Source organism: Xanthobacter pseudotagetidis, from assembly GCF_043194795.2.
GTDB lineage: Bacteria > Pseudomonadota > Alphaproteobacteria > Rhizobiales > Xanthobacteraceae > Xanthobacter > Xanthobacter tagetidis_A.
The window spans coordinates 638,202-661,632 of the sequence record NZ_CM195534.1 but is presented as its reverse complement, the minus strand read 5'-3'; the positions used below and the strand labels follow the sequence as shown (position 1 = coordinate 661,632).

The following is a 23,431-nucleotide window of genomic DNA, read 5'->3' as shown; positions in this document are numbered from 1 at the left end:
AGGCTCATGCGAAGCGGGCCAGGATGCGCCGGGAAGGCCTCCGAAGGGGGGCCGGCGCACGGAGAACGGGAGGAGGCGACCTTGACCATTCGCACGGTGATCCGGACCGGCGTCCGCGCTTCGGCGCTGGCGGCGACGCTTCTCGTGGCCGGCGGCGCAGCGGCGCAGTCGCCGACCAGCGCCCAGCAGCAGGCGCTCAGGGCCTCGTGCCAGTCGGACTTCCGCGCCAACTGCTCCGGCGTCTCGCCGGGCGGGCAGGCGGCGCTCGCCTGCCTGCAGAAGAACGTGGCGAAGCTTTCGGCGGCCTGCCAGAGCGCGGTGAACGCCATCGGCGGCGCGCCCGCGGCAGCCGCGCCGAAGCCGGCGGCACCCGCCCCTGCGGCGACCGCACCGGCCGCCGCGCCGACGACGGCGACGCCCGCCACCGCCCCGGCGACCACGGCCCCGAAGACCCCGTCGAAGCCGGCGACGGCGGCCGCGCCGAAGCCGGCGAAGCCGCCCGTGGGGACACCCCCGCCGGTCGCGGCGCCGGCCGCTTCGCCGCCGACCGTGATCGTGCTGTCGCCGCGCCAGGAGATCGTGCTGGTGCGCCGCTTCTGCGGCGCCGACGTCCGCGCCTTCTGCCAGGGCGTGCCGCTCGGCCGGGGCAACATCGCCACCTGCCTCGCCGCCAACATGCCGCGGCTCTCGCCCGGCTGCCGCGGCGCGCTCACGCGCTGAGGAGCGCCCGGACGCAGCGCGCGGGCGCTCGAAAGCCGGTCAGGGCCGCCAGGGAACGGCGGCCTTGGCCGCCTCGGTCTCGGCGCCGCGCGCCTCCTCGATCACCGCCAGCAGCGCCCGCAGCGCCTCCTGCACACCCTGCCCCGACTGGGCGGAGAGCAGGAGCGGCGTCTTCTTGGCGGCGCGCTTCAGGCGCTCCCTCTGCTGCTTCAGCAGCTCCGGGGCGAGCGCGTCCACCTTGGACAAGGCGACGATCTCCGGTTTCTCGGCGAGGCCGCCGCCATAGGCCTCCAGCTCCGCGCGCACCACCTTGTAGGCCTTGCCCGCGTGCTCGCTGGTGCCGTCCACCAGATGCAGCAGCACCCGGCAGCGCTCCACATGGCCGAGGAAGCGGTCGCCGATGCCCACCCCCTCGTGCGCGCCCTCGATCAGGCCGGGAATGTCGGCGAGCACGAACTCGCGCCCGTCCACCCGCACCACGCCGAGGCCGGGATGCAGCGTGGTGAAGGGATAGTCGGCAATCTTGGGCTTGGCCGCCGTGGTGGCGGCGAGGAAGGTGGACTTGCCGGCATTGGGCAGGCCGACGAGGCCGGCGTCGGCGATCAGCTTCAGGCGCAGCCAGATCCACTTCTCCTGGCCTTCGAGGCCGGGATTGGCGCGGCGCGGCGCCTGGTTGGTGGAGGTCTTGAACTGGGCGTTGCCGAAGCCGCCATTGCCGCCTTCCAGCAGCTTGATGCGCTGGCCCACCTCGGTGAGGTCGGCGAGCACCGTCTCCTCGTCCTCGTCCAGGATCTCGGTGCCGGCGGGCACCTTCAGCACCACGTCGGCGCCCTTGGCGCCGGTGCGGTTGGCGCCCTTGCCGTGGTCGCCCTTCTTGGCCTTGAAATGCTGCTGGTAGCGGTAGTCGATGAGCGTGTTGAGGCCGTCGACGCACTCGATCCACACGTCGCCGCCGCGCCCGCCGTCGCCGCCGTCGGGCCCGCCGAACTCGATGAACTTCTCGCGCCGGAACGAGACGCACCCCGCCCCGCCATCGCCGGAGCGCACATAGACCTTGGCCTGATCGAGGAATTTCATGGGCTCGAGGTAGACGCGCGCCCGCCCGAACGCAAGGGGCGGCGGCCGCAGGCGCTCCCCTTTGACGTTTCCGGCGCGGCGGATCACAAGAGGCCATGAGCCCGCGCACCGTCGACGTCCTGCTCCCCCTCGGCCTCGACGCCCCCTATTCCTACCTCCTGCCCGAGGGCATGGAGGTCGCCCCCGGCGACCTCGTCCACGTGCCGCTGGCCACCAAGGGCATGGTCGGGGTGGTGTGGCCGCGCACGGGCGCGCCGCAGACCGTGGATACCGGCAAGCTCAAGGCGGTGAAGGCGAAGCTCGACTACGTGCCGCTGCCGCCCGACCTGATGAAGCTCATCGACTGGATGGCGGACTACACCCTCGCCCCGCGCGGCATGGTGCTGCGCATGGCGTTGCGCCACGGCGAGGCGCCCGGCGCCGGCCGCGAGCGCGTCGGCGTGCGCGCCACCGGAGCCAAGCCCGAGCGCATGACGGCGGCGCGCGCGCGCCTGCTGGCGCTGCTCTCGGACGGCTTCGTGCGCGGCAAGAGCGAGGCCGCGCGCGAGGGCGGCGTCTCGCCCTCGGTGGTGGACGGGCTGGTGGACGACGGCGCGCTGGAGACGGTGGTGCTGCCGCCCGAGCCCGCCGCCTACCCGCCCGACCCGGACCATGCGGCCGTCGCGCTGTCCGAGGCCCAGGACGCGGCGGCCCAGGTGCTTCGGCAGGCGGTCGACGCCCGTGCCTTCGCGGTGCACCTGCTGGACGGCGTCACCGGCTCCGGCAAGACCGAGGTCTATTTCGAGGCGGTGGCCGAGGCGATCCGGCGGGGCCGGCAGGCGCTGATCCTGCTGCCGGAGATCGCCCTCACCCAGGCGTTCCTGGAGCGGTTTCACGCCCGCTTCGGCGTGAAGCCGGCGGAATGGCATTCCGGCGTCTCCACGCGCCGGCGCGCGCGCATCCTGAACGAGGTGGCGTCCGGCGCCGTGAAGGTGGTGGCGGGGGCGCGCTCGGCGCTGTTCCTGCCGTTCCGCGACCTCGGCCTCGCCATCGTCGACGAGGAGCACGACCCGGCGTACAAGCAGGAGGACGGCGTCTGCTACCACGCCCGCGACATGGCGGTGGTGCGGGCCCGGCTCTGCGCCTGCCCGATCGTGCTGGCCTCGGCGACGCCCTCCATCGAGACCGAGGTGAACGCCCGGCGCGGGCGCTACAACCGCCTCGCGCTGCCGGTGCGCTTCGGCGGCGCCAAGGTGCCGGCGCTGACCCCCATCGACCTGCGCAAGGAAGGCCCGCCGCGCGGGCGCTGGATCGCCCCGCGCCTCGAAGCGGAGATCAACCACACGCTGGAGGCGGGCGGGCAGGCGCTCCTGTTCCTCAACCGGCGCGGCTATGCGCCGCTCACCCTCTGCCGCTCGTGCGGGCACCGCATGCGCTGCCCTTCCTGCACCTCGTGGCTGGTGGAGCACCGCTATCGCCGCCGCCTCACCTGCCACCATTGCGGCTACCAGGCGCCGGTTCCGGACGCCTGTCCGGCCTGCGGCGAGAAGGACAGCCTGGTCCCGGTCGGCCCCGGCGTCGAGCGGCTCCAGGAGGAGGTGAACGCGCTGTTCCCCGCCGCGCGCACGCTGGTGCTCTCCTCCGACCTCCTGGGCGGCGTCGAGCGCATGCGGGCGGAGCTCGACGCGGTGGCGAAGGGCGAGGTGGACGTGGTGGTCGGCACCCAGCTCGTCGCCAAGGGCCACAACTTCCCCGGCCTCGCCCTCGTGGGCGTGGTGGACGCGGATGTCGGCCTCGGCCACGGCGACCCGCGCGCCGCCGAGCGCACCTTCCAGCTGGTGCACCAGGTGGCCGGGCGCGCCGGGCGCGGGGCGGCGGAGGGGCGCGGCTTCGTGCAGACCCACATGCCGGAGCACCCGGTGATGCGGGCGCTGGTGAAGGGCGACCGGGCCGCCTTCTACGAGAGCGAGATCGCCGCCCGGCAGGAGGCCATGCTGCCGCCCTTCGGGCGCATGGCGAGCCTCGTCGTCTCGGCGAGCGAGGCGATCGCGGCGGAGGCGCATGCCCGGAAGCTCGCCGCCTCGGCGCCGATCTCGCCCGAAGTGCGCGTCCTCGGCCCGGCCGAGGCGCCGCTCGCGGTGCTGCGCGGCCGCCACCGCTGGCGGCTGCTCGCCCGCGCGCCGCGCGCCTTCGACCTCTCGGCCTACCTCAGGGCCTGGCGCGCGGTGGCGCCACGCCCCAAGGGCAATGTGCGGGTGGCGATCGACGTGGATCCGCAGAGCTTCCTGTGAAGAGTAAATGGTTGTATTTTTTTATAACACAACTTTAAACTGGACCCAGTTGCGCACCTCTGCACTTGGAGGCTCGAATGCGGCTGGCGCGGTTCATTCCCATGCGTGCGCGCAGGCTTCTCGAAGCCGGGCTCGCCTGCTCGATCACCCTCCTGCCCGGTGGCCTCGATGCCGCCCGGGCCGACTGCCCCGACGCCGCGCTGGCGCGCGCCGGCAGCGGGCCTTCCGTCCTGCTGGCGAAGTGGACCGACGGCGAATGGCGCCGCGTCAACGGCGCGCCGCTCGATCCCGACCAGGTGGTGCAGCTCGCTTATGTGGGCCGCAGCACCGCGCCGCGCGAACGGTCGCAGGGCGCGCTCGCGGTGCGCATCTCGCGCCCGGTGGCGCGCGAAGCGCAGGAGCCCCCGGCGCGCACCGTGACCATGCGACGGCCGCTGGCCCGCAATTCATGCGGCTTCGTGATCACCCTGCTGCCGCGCGACTACACCATCGCCCAGTCGGCGAGCGTGGACGAGTTCATCGACTACCACCTGCGCACCACGTCCAACTCCAACATGATCTACGCCTACCATATCCGCTATGCGAGCCCGACCGACGGCTGCGTGCGGACCGACGCGCAGCGCCGCAACCGGCGCACCGCCTTCCTCGCCGACACCGACGGCCCGCCGGTGCCCACCGGCGCGGTGGTCGCGGAGGAGGCGCTGTCGATCTTCGACCTGCGCGGCTATTTCGTCGGCAAGGCGGTTGCCGCGCCGGCGCAGGACGCCGCGCCTGCCAAGGAGAGCCGGCAGGCCACCCTCAGGAAGGCCTATGACCGGGAGAAGAAGACGTTCGCGGCCTTCGCCGCGGTGGAAAGCCAGATCCATACCTACCCGCTCGGCACCCGCGCCTGCGCCGCCTTCGCGCCGCCCGACACGCTCGGCGCCCGCGCCGGCACCACCTGGGTGATCGAGGTGGTCGATCTCGACGGCGAAGCGACGGGCAGGGGCCGGCGCCAGACCTTCCCCGTGAGCTGGAGATGAGGCGGCCATGAAGGAGTTCCTGGCGGAGGCCCTGCCCTCCACCCGTTCGGTCGTCACCTCGGCGCGGCTGCCGGTCTGCGTCATCTGCCTGCCGGACAAGCCGGGCGCCACCCTGCGCGGCTCGCTCTCGGTGCTGTTCATCTCCTGCGCCGTGATCAGCGCCTTCCCGCACTTCCTCGCCTTCGACCTCAGCGGCGCGCTGCTCGGCATCGTCGGCGCGAGCCTCGTCGGCATTCCGGCGCTGGTCGCCAGCGGGCTCGGCGCCGTCGCCGACTATCTGGACAAGGGCACGCAGGACAGCAAGGCATGGTGGGCGCGCTGGGCGGCCGGCATGCTGCCCACGCCCGAAAGCCGCGCGCTGATGCTGAAATGGCTGTTCCTGTTCGCGGCGGTGAGCCTCCTGTCCGCGGCCCTGTTCTTCCTGGAGGCGGCGCTCACCTATCTCCTGGGCGGAGAGGACGAGCCGACCTACGCCTTCTTCGCCGACCTGATCCACAGGACCGTGGGGCCCGTGGATGTCGGCCGGGTGCTCCAGTTCTCGCTCTATGCCGGCCTGGTGCTCGCCGCGCTGGCCGTGTTCGGCCGCTGGACGCGGACCGAGCCCCCGCGCAAGGGCGCCTGCTCCAGCCTGCTGTGCGCTCTGGTGGTGATGGCGTTCGTCGGCGTGCTCGGCGGCATGCTCACCAGCATGGGCGCCCTGATCTTCCAGGCGGGCGGGACGTCGCCTTAGGACGGATCGACCCCGGCGGGCGCGCGGCGCGGGCTTTTCTTCCGCGCGCGGGGCACTATGGTGATGCCGTTGTCACGGGACCGGCGGAGCGGAAGGCCCATGCGCGCGATGGTGAGGATTGCCGTGGTCGCCGCGCTCGCGCTCGGCCTTTCCGGCTGCGACAAGTGCGGCAACTGGTTCGGCCAGTCCACCCCCAAGAGCTGCAGCTCCGACATGCCCCGCTAGGGCACGCGCCGGCCGGCCTGCGTCGCAAGACGATCGGATCACGCGTTCCCTGCCGTCAAGTGAGAGCGCGGTCCGCCCGGCGCCCCCGGCTCACCTGTCGTTGGGATTGGGCACGCTGCCCTTCTCGGCCTTCAGCCGCGCGATCGCGGCGCGGATGGGGGCGAACGGGCCGTATTTGTGCTGGGCGGCGGAAAACGCGTCCGCATAGGGGCCATAGGCCGTGTCCACCGGCTTCAGCAGCAGGTCCGGGAAGTCCCTGTCGACACCCGCGCGCGCCGGCCGCGGCTTCGACAGCACGAAGGCGGCCACGTCCCAGGCGTCCGCCGGCGCCAGGATCGGCATCAGCCAGTAGGTGCCGTTCGGCATGTTGTCGTGCATGAAGTTCGCCGCCGTGATGAGGCGGTTCATGCCGGCGCCGTCATTGAAGCTGTCCGACCCCCACAAGGGCGGCACGCCGTAGCCGAAGGAGGCGTCGGCCACGTTGCGGCGCACCCCCTGCCCCTCGGAGCCATGGCAGACGACGCAGGTCCGGGCGAAGACCTGCGCGCCGCGGGCCGGATCAGCGGCCCGGTCGAGCTCGGGGATGGCTCCGGCGCCCGCGCCGACGATCCGCGCATCGGCGGGCAGGCCGCTGGCGAGCACCTTCAGATAGGCCACCAGGGCCCGCGTGGGCTTGGCGTCGGACGGCATGGGCCGCCCGTTCATGGAGCGCGTCATGCAGCCGTTGATCCGGTCCTCGATGGTGGCCGGCGCGCCCGAGCGGGAGGAATAGGCGGGATAGTCGGCCGAGGCGGCGACCAGCGGCAGGCCGAACTTCTTGGTGCCGGCGTTCAGGTGGCAGTTGCCGCAGGCAAGATTGTTGCCGGCAAAGCGCATGGCCGGGTCGGCGGCATCCGGACCGATGTGGCGGGGCGTGGCCAGGACGATGGAGCGGCCGAAGCGCGCCAGCCGACCGAATGCGTCGTCCGGCAGCATGTCGAGCTGGGGCAGGTCCCACACCGCGATGCGGGCGTTGGCCTTGGCGAGCGCCTCGGCCTGGCCGGCCGCCGCGGGATCGGACTGGGCGAAGGCCGGCCCGCAGGCCAGAAAGAGGACGGCGGCCGGACCAAAACACCCGCGCCAGCCCATGACCTCCCTCCAAAGTGCCGCCATCATTGCCTTCGCGCCCTCATGCGGCTATAAGCGCGCCTTCCCGCGCACGGGCATGCGCCCCCCTGGAGGCGTGCCGGCGCTCGGGATGTCTGCGGCCGCGCGAGCGGCCGTGCGCCTTTCTAGAACCATTTCAGCAATAGGACGAGTGCCATGACCGCCATCAAGGAACTGAAGGCTGTGGCGCGCCCGCGGGCCGGCAAGGGGGCCGCCCGTGCCGAGCGCCGCGCCGGGCGCGTGCCCGCCGTGATCTACGGCGAGAAGCAGGAGCCGATCACGATCTCGCTGAACCACATCGAGATCAACAAGATCATCTATGCCGGCCACTTCCTCACCACGCTGTTCGAGGTCGAGGTGGATGGGACCAAGCACCGGGTGATCCCGCGCGACTACCAGCTCGACCCGGTGAAGGACTTCCCCCTGCACGTGGACTTCCTGCGCGTCTCCAAGGGCGCGACGGTCACCGTCGAGGTGCCGGTCCACTTCATCAAGCAGGAGGCGTCCCCGGCCCTCAAGGGCGGCGGCACCCTCAACGTGGTGGCCCACACGGTGGAGCTCGAGTGCCCCGCGGAGTCCATCCCGGACGCCGTCGAGGTCGACCTCACCGGCGCCGGCTTCGGCGACAGCTTCCACCTGTCCGGCATCAAGCTGCCGGCGGGCGTGACCTGGGCCGGCCATGGCGACGACACGCTCGCCACCATCGTCGCGCCGTCGGGCCTCAAGGAGGCCGACGCCGAGGAGGCGGCGAAGGAAGAGCCCAAGGCCTGAGCGGCCGAGGCTTGACGCAGTTCCGGCCGGGTCCTGGCCCGGCCGGCCCTCACCGCGTGTTGACGCACTGAGATCGACACACCGAGATCGACGCGCTGAGCCGGACGCCGTCCGGCGCGCCCCCTGCCACCGGAGGCCCGCCCCCCGTGTTCCTGCTCGCAGGGCTCGGCAATCCCGGGCCGAAATATGCCGGCAACCGGCACAATGTGGGCTTCATGGCGCTCGACGCCATCTGCCGCCGCCACCGTCTTGCGCCGCTGCGCCGCCGCTTCCAGTCCCTGGCCGCGGAGGGCGAGATCGCCGGCGAGAAGGTGATCGCCCTGTTCCCCGAGACCTACATGAACGAGAGCGGGCGCGCGGTCTCGGAAGCCATGCGCTTCTACAAGATCCCGCTCGACCGGGTGTTCGTGTTCCACGACGAGTTGGACCTGCCGCCCGCCAAGGTGCGGCTCAAGAAGGGCGGCGGCAACGCCGGCCACAACGGGCTCAGGTCCATCACCGCCCAGTGCGGCAACGACTACTGGCGGGTGCGGCTCGGCATCGGCCATCCCGGCGACAAGCAGATGGTGATGCCCTACGTGCTCGGCGACTTCGCCAAGTCCGAGAAGGGCTGGGTGGACGCGGTGTGCGACGCCTGCGCCGATTTTGCCGACCTGCTCGCCGCCGGGCGCACGGACGAATTCCAGAACCGCGCGCACCTGTTCCTGGAGGCCCAGGGCTTCGCCGACACGAAGCGGGTCGGCGAGAAGGGCTGAGCGCGCTCATCGTGGCGGCGCATCACCCGCGCCGGGCGCCCCTCTAATCATCGGAAGAAAAAAGCGTTTTCCGCTCTGCGCGCTACGGAGCCGCGGGCCGCGCGCCCTCCGCGTCCTCGGCCGGCGCGTTGTCGCGGACCGCCGCAACCCCGAAACGCTGGCGATACGCGCGGGGGCCGAGCCCGGTGACCTTCAGGAAGACCTTCCGGAACGCGCCCGGGTCCTCGTAGCCCACGTCCCACGCGATCTGATCGACCGGGCGCGTGGTGGTCTCCAGCAGCTCGCGCGCCTTGCCGACCCGGAGGTGCTGGCAGTATTCGGTGGGCTTCAGCCCGGTCGCCTTCTGGAAGCGGCGCAGGAAGGTCCGCGGCTCGAGCCCGGCCTTGTGCGCCATCGCCTCGAGCGTCGCCGCCCGGGCGCCGGTCGCCTGCAGCCAGTGCTGGACCTTCAGGATCGCCGCGTCGCCGTGGCGCAGCCGGGGCGAGAACACGCTGTAGTGCCGCTGCTCGCGGCCGGGCGGATCGACCAGCAGGAAGCGCGCGGTCTCCAGCATCGCGGTCGGCCCCAGCAGCCGGTCCACCAGCTTGAGGCCGAGGTCCGTCCAGGCCATCAGGCCGCCCGCCGTGATGAGGTCGCCGTCGTCGATGACGAGCTTGTCGGCGTCCATGCGGACATCGGGAAACCGCTCGGCGAAATCGTTGGCGTAGAACCAGTGGGTGGTGGCGGCGCGCCCCTCCAGCAGGCCGGTCTCGCCCAGCAGGAACGCGCCGGCGCAGACCGAGGCGAGCGTCGCGCCGCGCTCGTGGCGCGCGCGCAGCCAGTGCGCCAGCGGCGCCGCCTCCTCCTTGCTGATCGGCGCGATGACGGCCGGCGGCATGACGATGAAATCCGGCTCGCCGGGCGCGCCGGGGTCGCTGTCGAAGACCCGTTCGGCGCCCGTGCCGTCCTCCCGTCCGCGCCAATGGCTGACACGGATGCGCGGCGCCGCGGCGCCGTGACGGCGCGCCACCATGAGGTTGGCGACCGAGAACAGGTCGCTCAGGCCATGGACGGCGCCGAGCTGCGCGCCGGGATAGAGCAGCAGCGCGATTTCCGCCAGCGGGGCGGGCAACGGGGCAGGCATGGGCGCTGCCGGGGGAGCTGCTTTCGTCATCTGTCAATTATGGCCCGAAGTCTGTCCATCGCGCCAATCCGAGCGCCGGCCGCGGACGACTAGTGTCTACCCATCGCATCACGCCGGGACGACAGGCCCGGCCACTTCCAGGGAATACCGATCATGAGCACGGTCACCACTGCCGACGGCGTCGAGATCTTCTTCAAGGACTGGGGCCCGAAGGAGGCCCAGCCCATCATGTTCCATCACGGCTGGCCGCTGTCGTCCGACGACTGGGACGCGCAGCTGCTGTTCTTCCTGTCCAAGGGCTATCGCGTGGTCGCCCACGACCGCCGCGGCCATGGCCGCTCGAGCCAGGTCTGGGACGGCCACGACATGGACCACTACGCGGCCGACGCCGCGGCGGTGGCGCGCCATCTGGACCTGAGGAACGCGGTCCATATCGGCCACTCGACCGGCGGCGGCGAGGTCGCCCGCTACGTCGCCCGGCATGGCGAGCCCGAAGGCCGGGTGGCCAAGGCGGTGCTGGTCAGCGCGGTGCCGCCGCTGATGGTGAAGACGCCGGCCAATCCCGGCGGCCTGCCGATCGAGGTCTTCGACGGCTTCCGCAAGGCGCTGGCCGCCAACCGGGCGCAGTTCTTCCTCGACGTGCCCGCCGGGCCCTTCTACGGCTTCAACCGCGAGGGCGCGAAGATCGACCAGGGCGTGATCAACAACTGGTGGCGGCAGGGCATGATGGGCTCCGCCAAGGCCCACTATGACGGGATCAAGGCGTTCTCGGAGACCGACCAGACCGAGGACCTGAAGGCGATCAGCGTGCCGACGCTCGTGCTGCACGGCGAGGACGACCAGATCGTGCCGATCGACGACAGCGCCCGGCTCTCGGCGCCGCTTCTGAAGAACGGCACGCTGAAGACCTATCCCGGCTATGGCCACGGCCTGCTGACCCTCAACGCCGACGTGCTCAACGCCGACCTGCTCGCCTTCGTCCGGGGCTGAGCCACGACACGGCGGGCGCGCCGGAGACGGCGCGCCCGGAATGGCGACGCCTTGCGATCGAAGTCAGCCGGGAGAAGCTGATGGCCGCCATCGACGAGGTGGAGAGGTTGGCCGATTGGGTGCATCGGAACGCCGAGGCCGTGTGGGAATGGCGCGCCCGTACACGGGCGGCCAAGGCCAGCGATTAAGCCCGACAGGCGATGCGGTGATCCGGTCGGCGGCAAATCTCTCGCCCCGACCGAGCCCATCACGCAGCGGTCCAGGCTCCCGTTCGGCGGTTTCGAGCAGGGCGCCTTCGCCGGGGCACGCCGGAATCGGGATTGGCGTGCTTACTCAGCGCTTCCCGAAATGCTCCCGTTGCGCCTGGTAAGCAGAAAGCGCCCCGCAGGGCGCCTGCCAACCACCTGATTTTCCTGAGAGAAACTGGAGCGGGCGAAGGGATTCGAACCCTCGACCCCAACCTTGGCAAGGTTGTGCTCTACCCCTGAGCTACACCCGCATCCATCCGCCAGCGCGGTCAGCCGCGCGGCAGGTGCGTGTCTATGCCAAAAGCGAACGGGGAATGCAACAGCCTTTCTGCGCCCCCTGTGCACGGCGCGGCCCGGCCGCCATCCCGGCGGGGAGCGCCTCCTCTTCCCGGCGACGGGGCGCGGGGCCGGCCGCCCGGTCCGGGCGATGGCGCCCGCGGGCGGGCGCCGCCTTGCCGGTGCCATGCGCGGAGGCTAGAAAGCGGCAACTTTCCCGCACCCCCCTTTCAGGAGACGGCGGCCCATGGCCCCCTATCAGTACGCCTACCACATGCACGGCATGACCAAGACCTATCCGGGCGGCAAGAAGGTGCTCGACAACGTGCACCTCTCCTTCTACCCGGACGCCAAGATCGGCGTGCTCGGCAACAACGGCGCCGGCAAGTCCACGTTGCTGCGCATCATGGCCGGCATCGACAAGGACTTCTCCGGCGAGGCCCGGCCCGCGGAGGGCGTGCGCGTCGGCTACCTGCCCCAGGAGCCGCAGCTCGATCCGGAAAAGACCGTGCGCCAGAACGTGGAGGACGGGGTCGCCAAGCAGAAGGCGATCCTCGATCGCTACAACGAGCTCGCCATGAACTACTCGGACGAGACCGCGGACGAGATGACGCGGCTCCAGGACGAGATCGAGGCGCAGGGCCTGTGGGACCTCGACAGCAAGGTCGAGCAGGCCATGAACGCGCTCGGCTGCCCGCCCGACGACTGGGAGGTGACGCGCCTCTCCGGCGGCGAGCGCCGCCGCGTGGCGCTCTGCCGCCTGCTGCTGGAGCAGCCGGAACTCCTCCTGCTCGACGAGCCCACCAACCATCTCGACGCCGAGACCGTGAACTGGCTGGAAGGCCACCTGCGCACCTATCCCGGCGCGATCCTGATCGTCACCCACGACCGCTACTTCCTCGACAACGTGACGGGCTGGATCCTGGAGCTCGATCGCGGCCGCGGCATCCCCTACGAGGGCAACTATTCGTCCTGGCTGTCGCAGAAGCAGAAGCGCCTGCAGCAGGAGGGCCGCGAGGACGAGGCGCGCCAGCGCGCCTTGGCACGCGAGCAGGAGTGGATCGGCGCCAGCCCCAAGGCGCGCCAGGCCAAGAACAAGGCCCGCATCCAGCGCTACGAGGAACTGCTGGAGCGCGCCTCCGAGCGCCAGCCCTCCGCCACCCAGATCGTCATCCCCGTGGCCGAGCGGCTCGGGCAGAACGTCATCGCCTTCGACCATCTGAGCAAGGCGTTCGGCGACAAGATGCTGATCGACGATCTGTCGTTCAAGCTGCCGCCGGGCGGCATCGTCGGCGTCATCGGCCCGAACGGCGCCGGCAAGACCACGCTGTTCCGCATGATCACGGGCCAAGAGAAGCCGGACGGCGGCACCATCTCCATCGGCGATTCGGTCAAGCTCGGCTATGTGGACCAGAGCCGCGACGCGCTCGACGACAAGAAGACCGTGTGGGAGGAGATCTCCGACGGCAACGAGGTGATCTACGTCGGCAAGAAGGAGATCCCCTCGCGCGCCTATTGCGCGGCCTTCAACTTCAAGGGCGGCGACCAGCAGAAGAAGGTGGGCATGCTCTCCGGCGGCGAGCGCAACCGCGTCCACCTCGCCAAGGTGCTCCAGCGCGGCGGCAACGTGCTGCTGCTCGACGAGCCCACCAACGACCTCGACGTGGACACCCTGCGCGCCTTGGAAGAGGCGCTGGAGGACTATGCCGGCTGCGCCGTCATCATCTCGCACGACCGCTTCTTCCTGGACCGCATCGCCACCCACATGCTCGCCTTCGAGGGCGACAGCCACGTGGAGTGGTTCGAGGGCAACTTCGCGGACTACGAGGAAGACAAGAAGCGCCGGCTGGGAACGGATTCGGTGATCCCGAAGCGGATTCAGTACAAGAAGTTCTCGCGCTGAGCATCGTGTTCCGCCGTCGCGGTCCCCGGTCGCGTTCCGGCCGACCGCCGGGGCGGGGCGGGGGGATGCCGTTGCGGTCCCCGCGCCGCGCAAGGCCGTGAGAAGGCCTTGCGCGTAGCCTTGGCGGCGGCGGACAGCCGCCAAGGCGCCGCATCCAGCCATATCCGACCACGTCCGGCCAAGTCCCCGACCCCGTCCGGTTCAGCCTCGCCCCGAAGGGCGATCGATCACCTCCCGCGCAGGTGTCCGCCCCGTGGCGCCGGCGGGAGGCCTGGCTTTTCTGCCTTGAACCGCGAAGAAACTCGGCCGCGGGCAGATTTCTCCCCCGCTCATCTTGCAGCGCAGCAAATTTGATATCCCTCAAATGAGGGAATAGTCAGGATCAGCGCGCGTCTGCTACCCGAGTTGCTGTGCCCCACCCGATCGGCGCATCCGTCGGGAACGGTATCCCCGTGCCGTATTTTCTTCGATCCCCTATTCTTTGAAATCGAAGATTTTGGTCGGAACTATTGTCATATAATTTCCGCGTGAAGTTTTTTTATTTAAACTAAAATACAGCCGATGCCGCGCATGCGTGGCGCCGGATGAGCTGGCTTCTGCACCTTCGATGTCCACGCTGGGGAGTTCTGAAGTCATGGAGCCATCACGGCGCGACGTGCTGACATGGACCGCTGCCGGAGGCATCGCGCTCAGCATGTCCCGGCTCCCGGTCGCCATGGCGGCCGCGTTCGACGACACGCAGACCCTGCCCGGCCGCGCGCGGCTCAACCCGGCGGTCGCCGGCCACGGGCGGATCGATGCCGTGGCCAAGGTCACGGGCGCCAAGCTCTATGTCTCCGATTTCCGCGCCGCCGACATGGAGGGATGGCCCGCCACCACGGCGCATGCGCTGCTGGTGCGGGCGGCGGACGCGACCCACGTGCTCGCCGGCATCGACCTCGGCGCCCTCGATGCGGATCTGAAGCCCACGGTGGTGGTGACGGCGCAGGGCCTGGCGCGCGCCGGCCTCGGGGTGCCGCCCTTCTATGCCGGCGACCTGCTGTGCCCGGTGGGCACGACCCCGCTCTATCTCGGGCAGCCGGCGGCGCTGCTGCTGTTCGAGCGCTTCGACGCCTTCGACCGCGCCCGCGTGATCGTGCGCGAGAAGAGCCCGCTCGTCTTCGGCGCCGAGACCGGGCCTCTGGCGCGGCCCAATTACGCCGCCATGCGCTTCACCCGCGTCGCCGGCCCGGCGCCGGGCGCGCCCGACATCTATTCGCCGCTGATGGAGGGCTGGATCAGCCCCGGCTTCTTCGAGGCCGGCGGGCGGCCGATCTGGAAGCCGCTGCCCACCGCCGAAGGCGGCCAGTACAGGAAGGGCGCCACCTACGGCGAGGAGATCCGCGCCGGCATCGACGCCGCCGATCCGGCCGCGCTGGTGCTCGACCGCAGCTTCCGCACCCAGTCCATCGATCCCATGTTCCTGGAGCCGGAATGCGGCCTCGCCTGGTACGATCCCAAGGCGAAGGCGCTCAGGCTGGCGCTCGGCGTGCAGTCGCCGTTCGAGGCGGCGGAGGCGCTGGGCCAGATGCTCGGCGAGGCCAAGGCGGACTTCCGGCCGCAGAGCGTCGACACGCGCTTCGCCCATCTCGGCGGCGGCTTCGGCGGGCGCGACCACACCCCCTTCCCGCTCTATGTGGCGCTCGCCGCCTTGTTCCTGCCGGGGCGGCCGATCCGGCTCGCCCATGACCGGTTCCAGCAGTTCCAGGGCGGCATCAAGCGCCACGCCTTCGACATCCGCTCCAAGGTGGCGTTCGAGCGCGCCACCGGGCGCATCCGCGCCTTCGCCGCCGACCACGTGCTCGACGGCGGCGGGCTCGCCAACTATTCGGCCAGCGTCGCCGTGGTGTCCGCCACCTCCGCCATCGGCGCCTACGAGGTGCCGAAGGTGGACGTGACCACGGTGGCCGCGCACACGCGCGGCGTCACCGCCGGCTCCATGCGCGGCTACGGCGTCGTGCAGACCACCGCCGCGCTCGAGACGCTGATAGACGAGGCGGCGGGCGCGCTCGGCATCGATCCCGTGACGCTCCGGCGCCGCAACCTGCTGAAGGCCGGCGGGCGCACCATGACCGGCAATCCCTGGACCGTCTCCGTGCGCACGCCGGAGCTGCTCGACAAGATGGAGGCCCACGCTTTGTGGCGCGGCCGCGCCGCGGCGAAGGCGGCGGCGCCCAAAGGCACCCTCGTCGGCACCGGCCTCGCTCTGTGCGTGAAGGACTACGGCACCGGCGCCGACTGCGCGCTCGGCCGGGTGGAACTGGAGCCGGACGGGCGCGTGCGCATCGTCTGCGACGCCGTGGAGATGGGCAACGGCATCGGCACCGCGGTGGCGAACCGGGTGGCGCAGTATCTCGGCCGCGTCGCCGACGAGGTCTCGGTGGCGCGCATCGACGCCTTCGGCGCGCTCGGCCTCGTCACCTCCGGCGATCCCTACACCATCACCCAGGCGGCGCAGGACAAGGCGGCGAAGAACCCGCGCTGGGTGCCGGCCATCTCCTCGGCCACCAGCGCCTCCATCGGCGCCCATGTGGGCACCCAGGCGGCCGGCCAGGCGGCGCGCATCCTGCTGCGCTTCGGCCTGTGGCCGGCGGCGCTGGCGCTGTGGGGCATTCCCCAGAACGACCCGCGCCGCTTCCTGTGGGAGGAGGCCTACTGGCAGGATGGCATGCTCATCATGTCCGGCCTGCCGCCGCTGGCGCAGCCGGACCTCGCCGCCAGGGCCCACGCCATGGGCGCGCTCACCGGTGCCATGGCGCACGCCTTCTCGCGCTGGGCCTGGGCGCAGGCGGCCTTCCCCCTGGACGGCTTCAACTGGGCGGCCGACCTCGACGCGCTCGCCGTGCGCCGCGGCAAGGGACCGTTCAAGGTGCTCGACCGCAGCTTCGTCGCCTTCCCGCCGGCGAGCTACAACCGCATCGGCACCTCCTTCACCTCGGGCTGCGGGACGCTGGTGCGGGTCGGGGTCGACACCGCCTCCGGCGCGGTGCGCGTGGCGCGCGCCTACAGCGTGCTCGAATGCGGGCAGGCGCTGGCGCCGGAGGTGGTGCGCGGCCAGGCCCAGGGCGGCTTCGCCATGGGGGTCGGGCAGGCCCTGCTCGAGAACCTGCCGCCGTTCGAGGACGGCCCCGGCAACGGCCGCTGGAACCTCGGCGACTATGTCATCGCCCGCGCCTCCGACCTGCCGGTCCACGATCTGGAGGTGGAGATCCTGCCGCCGGTCGCCCCCAACGAGCCGCCCAAGGGGGTCGCCGAGGTGGTGATGATCCCGGTGATCCCGGCGATCCTGAACGCCATCCACGACGCCACCGGAAAGCGCTTTTCCGCATTGCCCGTGACGCCGGACGACGTCCGGCGCGTCCTGTGAGGGAGCCAGCCGTGCCCGCGATCTCGCTGACCATCAACGGCCGCGCCCACGGCCCCATCGAGGTGCGCGAGGACCTCTCCATGAACGACTTCCTGCGGGAGGTTCTGGGCATGACGGGCACCAAGTTCGGCTGCGGCGCCGCCCAGTGCCTGAGCTGCACGGTGATCGTCGACGCCCCGGACAGCACCAGCGCCACCATGCCCACCTGCATCGTCGCCGCCGCCGACTTCGACGGCAAGGCGATCCGCACCGTGGAAGGCCACGCCAAGGACGGCGCGCTGACGCCGCTCCAGAAGAGCTTCATCGCCCATTTCGCGTTCCAGTGCGGCTATTGCACGCCCGGCTTCCTCAATGAGGGGCAGGTGCTGCTGGAGCGGCTGGAGAAGGCGCCGATCGCGCGCGCCGAGCTGGAGCGTACCGTCACCGAGGCGCTCGACGGGCACCTGTGCCGATGTTCGGGCTACGTGAAGTACCACGAGGCGGTGCGCGACGTGATCCTGGCCGATCCCGGCCGGTTCCTGACCTGAGGGCCGGCGCATGGCGACCCTCCTGCGCATGGCGCTTCTCGCGATCGCCGCCGGGCTGCTGCTCCCGGCGCAAGGCCGCGCCGCCTCCCCGCCCGGCGGCACGCTCGCCGCGCCCGAGGCGTTCGCCGGCATCGCCGATCCGGACGCGCGCTCCGCCGCCTTGTTCACCGAGCTGGGCAAGGTGCTCACCCATCCGCGCTGCACCAACTGCCATCCCGCCACCGACCGGCCGCGCCAGGGCGATGCCGCCCGCCCGCACCAGCCGCCGGTATTCCGCGGCCCGGACGGGCAAGGCCTCGCCAGCCTCCGGTGCTCCATGTGCCACCGCGAGAGCGGCTTTGCGCCCGCCGGCATGCCCGGCCACCCGCACTGGCAGCTCGCCCCCGCCTCCATGGCCTGGGAGGGCAGGACGGCGCGCGAGATCTGCCTCCAGATCAAGGACCCGGCGCGCAATGGCGGGCGCACGGTCGAGGACCTGATCGCCCATATCGGCGACGACACTTTGGTGGGCTGGGCGTGGAAGCCCGGCGGCGACCGCACCCCCGCCCCCGGCACCCAGGAAGAGGCCAAGGCCCTGGTCAAGGCGTGGGTCGAGACCGGCGCCGCCTGCCCGAACTGATCGAGACGAGGAGGAAACCATGACACGCCTACCTGTCGCGCTGGCCCTTGCGGCCGCGCTCGCCGCGGCGCCCTGCGCCGGAGCTTCGGCCGCCGAGCTGCCGGCCTACATGAAGCCGATCTCCGGGCAGCTCACGCCGCCCACGGCGCAGGAGCTCGCCAACCGCAACGTGCTGCAGCTGAACACCTCGATGTTCGCGCTCTACGACAATGCGGGCAGGATCTTCCGCGCCAACATCCTCGACCAGCACCCGGTGATCCTGGCCCTGTTCTCGGGCGCGGGCGGGCGGATGATCCTCTACCGGCCCGGCAAGCCGCCGCTGGAGGCGCCCTCGGTGCCGAAGGTCTACCAGGTGATGAAGTCGCTCGGCCACAGCACCATGGCGGTGTCCGAGGTGGTGCTGCCGTTCATCGACAATCCGCAGGACAAGAGCTGGGTCGCGCCCATGCGCGCCTACCTGACGGAGATGAAGAGCGCGCGCGACGGCATCGGCGCGGCCGAGATGCCGGACGACTGGCGCGCCAACTCGCGCGCCATCCTGGAGAACAACATCGCCTTCATGGAGGACAGCCTCGCCAAGGGCGTCATCACGCTCGACGCGGTGCAGGCGTTCGCCAAGAAGCAGGCGCCGGTGCTGGGCCACGCCATCGCCTGGGCGGCGCAGACGCAGGTGAAGCACTGGATGGGCGTGCTCGACGGCTGGAAGCAGGAATTGGGCGGCAGCTTCGACAACGTCTATGCCGCCAGCAACACCATCTATGTGGCGCGCCAGAACAACGTGCTGTTCAGCGTGCTGGCGCAGTATTTCGGGCCTGAGGCGATCAACGACCGGCTGATGCTGATCGAGACCATCTCCTTCACCACCACGCCCGACGACATGCTCACCGCCCTGGTGCGCATCATCTCCGACCGCTCGGTGGGCGGCCTGTTCTTCAACAGCGACCGGCTGATGGACTACGAGCTGATGGGAGGCGACGCCCGCAAGACCATCATCTCGGAGATGAAGGCGCGCGGCAAGGAGCCGTTCCTGCCGCCGGCGGTGCCGTTCGGCTCCAAGCAGTGGCCGACGCTGATCTCCGGCGGCTCTGGCGCCGCCTCGCTCGACGACCTGCGCTGATGTTCGGCCCGGGCGGCGCGCCCGGGCTTTCCCCCGCCGCATCGAGGCCGACCCATGCGCCTGCGCGCCCTCGCTCTCCTCCTCGCCGCCTTGCTGGCGCCCGCCTCCGCCCTCGCCCAGACCGGGCCGGACTGGATCACCGGCCTGCCGCGCCAGGACATCGCCGTCGCCTCCTGGCCCGGCGGCAAGAAGGTCGCCGTGGTGTTCGTGCTCTATGTGGAGGTGTGGGGCCAGGGGCAGGGTCCGAACTTCCGGCCCGACATGACCTCGCGCAAGCCCGACCTCGTGGACGAGGGCTTCCGGCAGTACGCCATCAATTACGGCCTGCCGCGCGCCGGCCGCCTGTTCCAGGAGATGGGCGTCCCGCTCAGCCTGGCGCTGAACGCCGAGTTCCCCGCCGCCCAGCCGCAGACCTGGAAGACGCTGCGCGCCCTGGCGCCGCAGGCGCCGATCATCGCCCACGGGCTCAACAATTCCACCGACCTGCTGCCGCTCGCCGAAGGCCCGGCCGCCCAGCGCGCCTACATCCGCAAGACCCTGGACATGATCGAGGCGGCGACCGGCGTGCGCAGCAGGGGCTGGTCGAGCCCGAGCGTCTATCCCGACGCGCAGACCTTCGCCGCGACCGCGGCCGAGGGCATCCGCTACACCCTCGACGGCATGGATTCCGACCTGCTGTCGCGGCTCGACACCAGGCCGGCGCCGCTGGTGCTGATCCCCTACCCGCCGAGCGTGGTGGACATGGGCCAGTACCTGTCGCGCTTCAAGGAGGCGAGCGACCTGGAGCGGCTGTGGATCGACTATGTAAGCGAGATGGCGCGCGAGGCGAAGGCCGATCCGGCCCGGCCGGCGACCATCGTCGCCATCGGCATCCATCCGTTCGTGGTCGGCACCCCGGCCGGCGCCGCCGCCATGCGCCGGGTGCTGGAGGCGCTCAAGGGGATGGAGCAGGTCTGGCTCGCCGACACCGAGGCGGTGATGCGCGCCGCCGGGCAGGCGCTCCCATAGGGCCGCCGAACGGGGATGGGGGCGATCCCGGCCGGAGCCGGGATCGCGGGATCACACCGCCAGCGCTTCCATGAGGCGCTCGCGGTCCTTGGCGTCCTCGGCCTCGCCCGAGAGGACGACGCGGCCGCGCTCGATCACCACGAACCGGTCGGTCACCGCCAGCGCCTCGTGGACGTTCTGCTCCACCAGCAGCACCATGGCGCCGCGCTCCTTGAGCTCGCGCACGATGGCGAACACCTCGGCGACGATCATGGGGGCGAGTCCCTCGGAGGGCTCGTCCACCAGCACCAGCTGCGGCGCGCCCACCAGCACCCGGGCCATGGCCAGCATCTGCTGCTCGCCGCCCGAGAGCGTGGTGCCGAGCTGGTGCCGGCGCTCGCGCAGGCGCGGGAAGCGGTCGTAGATCTCGGCGATCACCGCCCGGCCGGCGCTCGCCGGCCGCCCGCGGACCTGCATCAGGCCCAGCGTCAGGTTCTCCTCCACGGTGAGGCCGGGGAAGATGCGCCGGTCCTCGGGCACGAGGCCGACGCCCGAGCGCGTGATGCGGTCCGGCTCCATCCCCGCCAGCGACACGTCGCCGAGCCGGATGGTGCCGGAGCTGGGCTTCACCCAGCCGGCGATGGTCTTGAGCAAAGTGGTCTTGCCGACCCCGTTGCGGCCGAAGATGCCGATCACCTCGCCGGGGGCGGCGCTAAGGTCGATGCCCTGGATGATGTGGCTGCGGCCGTAATGGCTGTTGAGGCCTTCGATCTTCAGCATGTCAGGCGTGTCCGAAATAGGCGGCCTGCACCTGCGGGTCGGCGCGCACCACCGCGGGCGGACCCTCGGCGAGCTTGCGTCCCTGGTGCATCACCACCACGTGGTCGGAAAGTTCCATCACGAGGCCGATGTCGTGCTCGATCAGCAGCACGCTCACGTCCTGCGTCAGGGAGCGCACCAGCTTCGCGGTGTCGGCCGTGTCCTGGTGGCTCATGCCCTGGGTGGGCTCGTCCAGCAGCAGGATCTTCGGCTCCGAGGCGAGGCACACGGCGATCTCCAGGCGGCGCTGGTCGCCGTGGGAGAGGTTGCCGGCCAGCTCGTCGCGCTTGTGGACGAGGTCGAAGCGCGCCAGCATCTCCTGCGTCTTCGCCTGCGCCCGCGTGGAGCAGCGGATCGGCAGCAGCGCCCGCTTGGCGGGCTCCAGCACCTGCGCCGCGAGGCGCAGGTTCTCGGCCACCGTCAGCTCGAAGAACAGGTTGGTGATCTGGAACGAGCGCGAGAGCCCGGCCCCCTTCAGGCGCTCGGGGGCGGCGCCGGTCATGTCGGCGCCGTCGATCAGCACCTTGCCGGAGAGCGGCTTCAGCGCCCCGGAGATCATGTTGAAGAGGGTGGACTTGCCGGCCCCGTTCGGCCCGATCACGGTGGTGATGCGGTGGCGCTCGGCGGCGAAGGTCACCTGGTCCACGGCCCTCAGGCCGCCGAAGGCGATCGACAGGTCGCTGACCTCGAGAACCGGACGGCTCATGGCTTCACCTCCTCGGCGTCCAGGGGAGCGCCCTTGTCGCCGGCCCGTGTCTCGCGCAGGTGGCGCGGGGCGATGAGCCGCTCCACGTAGGGACGCACGAAGCCGATGATGCCCTTGGGCATGAACAGCACGCCGGCCATGAACAGCAGGCCGATGATGATCAGGTGGTGGTCGGTCCAGCTGCCGATCACCGACTTGATGATCACCAGGAACATGCTGCCGTAGAGCGCGCCCACGAGCGTGCCGACGCCGCCGAGGATGACCGAGATGACCGCGTTGCCGGAGGTCATGAAGAACATCAGCTCCGGCGAGACGAAGCCCCGCAGCATGGGGTAGAGCGCGCCCGACAGGCCGGCGATCAGCGCCGCGGCGAGGTAGCACACCATGCGCGCCCGCCACACCGAGTAGCCGAGGAACGGCACCCGCTTCTCGTTGGCCTTGAGCGCGGTGAGCACGCGGCCGAACGGCGTGTCGAGCAGGTAGGCGGTCGCCGCGTAGAGGCTCATGATGATGGCGAGCACCACCAGGAAGAAGCCCAGCGGGTTGCCCGCCGACACCGAGAACGGCCCGATGCCGATGTCGATCACCGGGATGCCGATCATGCCGTCGGAGGCGCCGAGGTCGCGGATGTTGTAGACCACCTTGGCCACCACCTGGGCGAGGCCGAAGGTGATGAGCGCGAAATAGACCCCGCGCACCCGGTTGGCGATCAGCCCGCCGATCACGGCGCTGACGAACGTCACCGCCGCCGCCGCGCCCATGGCCAGCCAGAAGGACGGCACCTTCATCAGCACCAGCGCCGAGGTGTAGGCGCCGATGCCGAAATAGAGCGCCTGCCCCAGCGACAGCGCGCCGGAATAGCCGAGCAGCAGGTCCACCGAGAGCGCGAGCCCGGCGAAGATCAGCGCCTCGGTGGCGAGGCGCAGGTAGAAGGTGTCGCCGCTGGCGGAGCCGGCGACGGCGAGGCCCAGCGAGGCGACCACGAGCAGCGCCGCCAGGACGTGGCTCGCCCGCATGGAAAGCGTGAGGCGGTCAAGCATGGCCGAGCCTCCCGAACAGGCCCTGGGGGCGGAACACGAGGAAGGCGACCATGGTCCCGAACACGATCGGGTCGGTCCAGACCGGCGAGATGACGAGGCTCGCCAGCGCCTGGACCTGGGTCAGCAGCAGGCCGGCGACCACGGCGCCCCAGATGGAGCCCATGCCGCCGACGATCACCACCGTGAAGGCGAGCAGGATGAAGTCCCGCCCCATGGTGGGGAACACGGAGTAGATCGGCGCGAGCAGCACGCCGGCGAGGCCGGCGAGCGCCACCCCGAAGGCGAAGGTGCCGGAATAGACCAGCGACACCGGCACGCCGAGCGAAGCGGCCATGTCGCGGTCGTAGGCGGCGGCGCGCACCATGGCGCCGAGCCGGGTGCGGTAGACCACGAACGCGACGCCGGCCACGATCACCGCGCCGATGCCGATCAGGAACAGGCGGTAGTTGGGCAGGATGATGCCGAAGATCTCGCTGGCGCCGGGGATCGGCGTCGACGGGCGCTGGGTGTTGGGGCCGAAGATCAGCTTCAGCACGTCCTCGGCGATCAGCGCCAGGCCGAAGGTGACGAGCAATGTCGTCACGTGGCGGTCCTTGGAATGGAACACCGGCCTGATCAGCAGGCGCTCGGTGAGCATGCCGAGCGGCAGCATCAGCACTGGCACCAGGACGATGAGCAGCCAGAAGTCGATATGGGCGGCGCCGAGCGCCAGCGCCAGATAGGCGCCCACCGCGTAGAACTCGCCGTGGCTCATGTTGATGACGTCGAGCAGGCCGAAGATGATGGTCAGCCCGAGCGCCACCAGCACCACGGCGACGCCCAGGGCCAGGCCGTTCACCACCTGCGGCGCCAGCACGAACTGTATGTAGTCGAGGGCGTTCATCGCCTTTGTCTCTCCCCTGGAAGCAGTCGTCCCGCGGCGGCGCCGTTATGCGCCGCCGCGGGACATCGATC

22 protein-coding genes and 1 tRNA gene are annotated in these 23,431 nt (G+C 71.0%); 14 read left to right on the top strand and 9 right to left on the bottom strand.

The genetic code is table 11. The annotated features are described in order from the left end of the window. Window positions 1-81: 81 nt before the first annotated feature. Window positions 82-720 (top strand): hypothetical protein, encoded by a 639-nt coding sequence (locus tag V5F67_RS02990; RefSeq protein WP_394021089.1) that lies wholly within the window; start codon window positions 82-84, stop codon window positions 718-720. Between the two features lie 39 nt (window positions 721-759). Here the strand turns inward: V5F67_RS02990 and obgE are convergent, their stop codons facing one another. Further along, complete coding sequence (obgE, locus tag V5F67_RS02985; RefSeq protein ID WP_394021088.1) at window positions 760-1,797, bottom strand: GTPase ObgE; 1,038 nt, start codon at window positions 1,795-1,797, stop codon at window positions 760-762. A 95-nt stretch (window positions 1,798-1,892) separates the two neighbouring features. Between obgE and V5F67_RS02980 the strand changes: the two genes are divergently transcribed. The 4 genes from V5F67_RS02980 (at window position 1,893) to V5F67_RS02965 (ending at window position 6,044) form a co-directional block, all read left to right on the top strand. Next, the gene (locus tag V5F67_RS02980) at window positions 1,893-4,067 is read left to right on the top strand and encodes a primosomal protein N' (protein ID WP_394021087.1); all 2,175 of its coding nucleotides are present in this window, start codon (window positions 1,893-1,895) and stop codon (window positions 4,065-4,067) included. 77 nt (window positions 4,068-4,144) lie between these two features. Next, window positions 4,145-5,089, top strand: coding sequence for a hypothetical protein (locus V5F67_RS02975; RefSeq protein WP_394021086.1), 945 nt, complete (start codon window positions 4,145-4,147; stop codon window positions 5,087-5,089). A 7-nt stretch (window positions 5,090-5,096) separates the two neighbouring features. Then, on the top strand, window positions 5,097-5,819 hold the full coding sequence (locus V5F67_RS02970; protein WP_394021085.1) for a hypothetical protein: 723 nt from the start codon (window positions 5,097-5,099) through the stop codon (window positions 5,817-5,819). A 99-nt stretch (window positions 5,820-5,918) separates the two neighbouring features. After that, a complete protein-coding gene (locus V5F67_RS02965) occupies window positions 5,919-6,044 on the top strand; it encodes a hypothetical protein (protein ID WP_394021084.1) in 126 nt (41 codons plus the stop codon). 90 nt (window positions 6,045-6,134) lie between these two features. Here V5F67_RS02965 and V5F67_RS02960 read toward each other — a convergent pair whose 3' ends face one another. Continuing rightward, window positions 6,135-7,172 carry a c-type cytochrome gene (locus V5F67_RS02960; RefSeq protein WP_394021083.1) on the bottom strand — a complete coding sequence of 346 codons (1,038 nt, stop codon included), beginning with the start codon at window positions 7,170-7,172 and terminating at the stop codon, window positions 6,135-6,137. Between the two features lie 174 nt (window positions 7,173-7,346). Between V5F67_RS02960 and V5F67_RS02955 the strand changes: the two genes are divergently transcribed. Both V5F67_RS02955 and pth read left to right on the top strand, forming a co-directional pair. Next, the gene (locus V5F67_RS02955) at window positions 7,347-7,961 is read left to right on the top strand and encodes a 50S ribosomal protein L25/general stress protein Ctc (protein WP_394021082.1); all 615 of its coding nucleotides are present in this window, start codon (window positions 7,347-7,349) and stop codon (window positions 7,959-7,961) included. 146 nt (window positions 7,962-8,107) lie between these two features. Beyond that, on the top strand, window positions 8,108-8,716 hold the full coding sequence (gene pth, locus V5F67_RS02950) for an aminoacyl-tRNA hydrolase (protein ID WP_394021081.1): 609 nt from the start codon (window positions 8,108-8,110) through the stop codon (window positions 8,714-8,716). 82 nt (window positions 8,717-8,798) lie between these two features. Here the strand turns inward: pth and V5F67_RS02945 are convergent, their stop codons facing one another. After that, the gene (locus V5F67_RS02945; protein WP_394021080.1) at window positions 8,799-9,839 is read right to left on the bottom strand and encodes a GlxA family transcriptional regulator; all 1,041 of its coding nucleotides are present in this window, start codon (window positions 9,837-9,839) and stop codon (window positions 8,799-8,801) included. A gap of 153 nt (window positions 9,840-9,992) precedes the next feature. Here V5F67_RS02945 and V5F67_RS02940 point away from each other — a divergent pair, with 153 nt between their 5' ends. Further along, window positions 9,993-10,829, top strand: coding sequence for an alpha/beta fold hydrolase (locus tag V5F67_RS02940; protein ID WP_394021079.1), 837 nt, complete (start codon window positions 9,993-9,995; stop codon window positions 10,827-10,829). Window positions 10,830-11,253: 424 nt separating this feature from the next. Here the strand turns inward: V5F67_RS02940 and V5F67_RS02935 are convergent. Further along, window positions 11,254-11,328 (bottom strand) — tRNA-Gly (locus V5F67_RS02935). A 272-nt stretch (window positions 11,329-11,600) separates the two neighbouring features. On the opposite strand from V5F67_RS02935, the gene ettA reads away from it, so the two are divergent. Next, complete coding sequence (gene ettA / locus V5F67_RS02930; protein WP_394021078.1) at window positions 11,601-13,256, top strand: energy-dependent translational throttle protein EttA; 1,656 nt, start codon at window positions 11,601-11,603, stop codon at window positions 13,254-13,256. 474 nt (window positions 13,257-13,730) lie between these two features. Here the strand turns inward: ettA and V5F67_RS02925 are convergent, their stop codons facing one another. After that, window positions 13,731-13,952 (bottom strand): hypothetical protein, encoded by a 222-nt coding sequence (locus tag V5F67_RS02925; RefSeq protein WP_394021208.1) that lies wholly within the window; start codon window positions 13,950-13,952, stop codon window positions 13,731-13,733. Here V5F67_RS02925 and V5F67_RS02920 point away from each other — a divergent pair. From V5F67_RS02920 to V5F67_RS02900, 5 genes are read left to right on the top strand one after another with little or no spacing between them, the layout of a single operon-like run. Then, window positions 13,891-16,662: a xanthine dehydrogenase family protein molybdopterin-binding subunit gene (locus V5F67_RS02920; protein WP_394021077.1), complete on the top strand. Its 2,772-nt coding sequence runs from the start codon at window positions 13,891-13,893 to the stop codon at window positions 16,660-16,662. The genes V5F67_RS02925 and V5F67_RS02920 overlap by 62 nt on opposite strands. Before the next feature lie 11 nt (window positions 16,663-16,673). After that, complete coding sequence (locus V5F67_RS02915; RefSeq protein WP_394021076.1) at window positions 16,674-17,189, top strand: (2Fe-2S)-binding protein; 516 nt, start codon at window positions 16,674-16,676, stop codon at window positions 17,187-17,189. A 10-nt stretch (window positions 17,190-17,199) separates the two neighbouring features. After that, the gene (locus V5F67_RS02910) at window positions 17,200-17,808 is read left to right on the top strand and encodes an Isoquinoline 1-oxidoreductase subunit (protein WP_394021075.1); all 609 of its coding nucleotides are present in this window, start codon (window positions 17,200-17,202) and stop codon (window positions 17,806-17,808) included. 19 nt (window positions 17,809-17,827) lie between these two features. Further along, entirely contained in the window at window positions 17,828-18,925 is a 1,098-nt protein-coding gene (locus tag V5F67_RS02905) for a hypothetical protein (RefSeq protein ID WP_394021074.1), read from the top strand. Window positions 18,926-18,979: 54 nt separating this feature from the next. After that, the gene (locus tag V5F67_RS02900) at window positions 18,980-19,933 is read left to right on the top strand and encodes a polysaccharide deacetylase family protein (protein ID WP_394021073.1); all 954 of its coding nucleotides are present in this window, start codon (window positions 18,980-18,982) and stop codon (window positions 19,931-19,933) included. 51 nt (window positions 19,934-19,984) lie between these two features. Here V5F67_RS02900 and V5F67_RS02895 read toward each other — a convergent pair whose 3' ends face one another. Genes V5F67_RS02895 through V5F67_RS02880 form a run of 4 tightly spaced genes read right to left on the bottom strand, consistent with a single transcriptional unit; the run spans window position 19,985 to window position 23,360 of the window. Next, complete coding sequence (locus V5F67_RS02895; RefSeq protein ID WP_394021072.1) at window positions 19,985-20,692, bottom strand: ABC transporter ATP-binding protein; 708 nt, start codon at window positions 20,690-20,692, stop codon at window positions 19,985-19,987. A gap of 1 nt (window position 20,693) precedes the next feature. Further along, window positions 20,694-21,437 carry an ABC transporter ATP-binding protein gene (locus V5F67_RS02890; RefSeq protein WP_394021071.1) on the bottom strand — a complete coding sequence of 248 codons (744 nt, stop codon included), beginning with the start codon at window positions 21,435-21,437 and terminating at the stop codon, window positions 20,694-20,696. Next, window positions 21,434-22,477, bottom strand: a complete 1,044-nt coding sequence (locus V5F67_RS02885) for a branched-chain amino acid ABC transporter permease (protein ID WP_394021070.1) — start codon at window positions 22,475-22,477, stop codon at window positions 21,434-21,436. Before V5F67_RS02885 ends, V5F67_RS02890 begins: the two co-directional genes overlap by 4 nt. Next, window positions 22,470-23,360 carry a branched-chain amino acid ABC transporter permease gene (locus V5F67_RS02880; RefSeq protein WP_394021069.1) on the bottom strand — a complete coding sequence of 297 codons (891 nt, stop codon included), beginning with the start codon at window positions 23,358-23,360 and terminating at the stop codon, window positions 22,470-22,472. Before V5F67_RS02880 ends, V5F67_RS02885 begins: the two co-directional genes overlap by 8 nt. Between the last annotated feature and the right edge of the window lie 71 nt (window positions 23,361-23,431).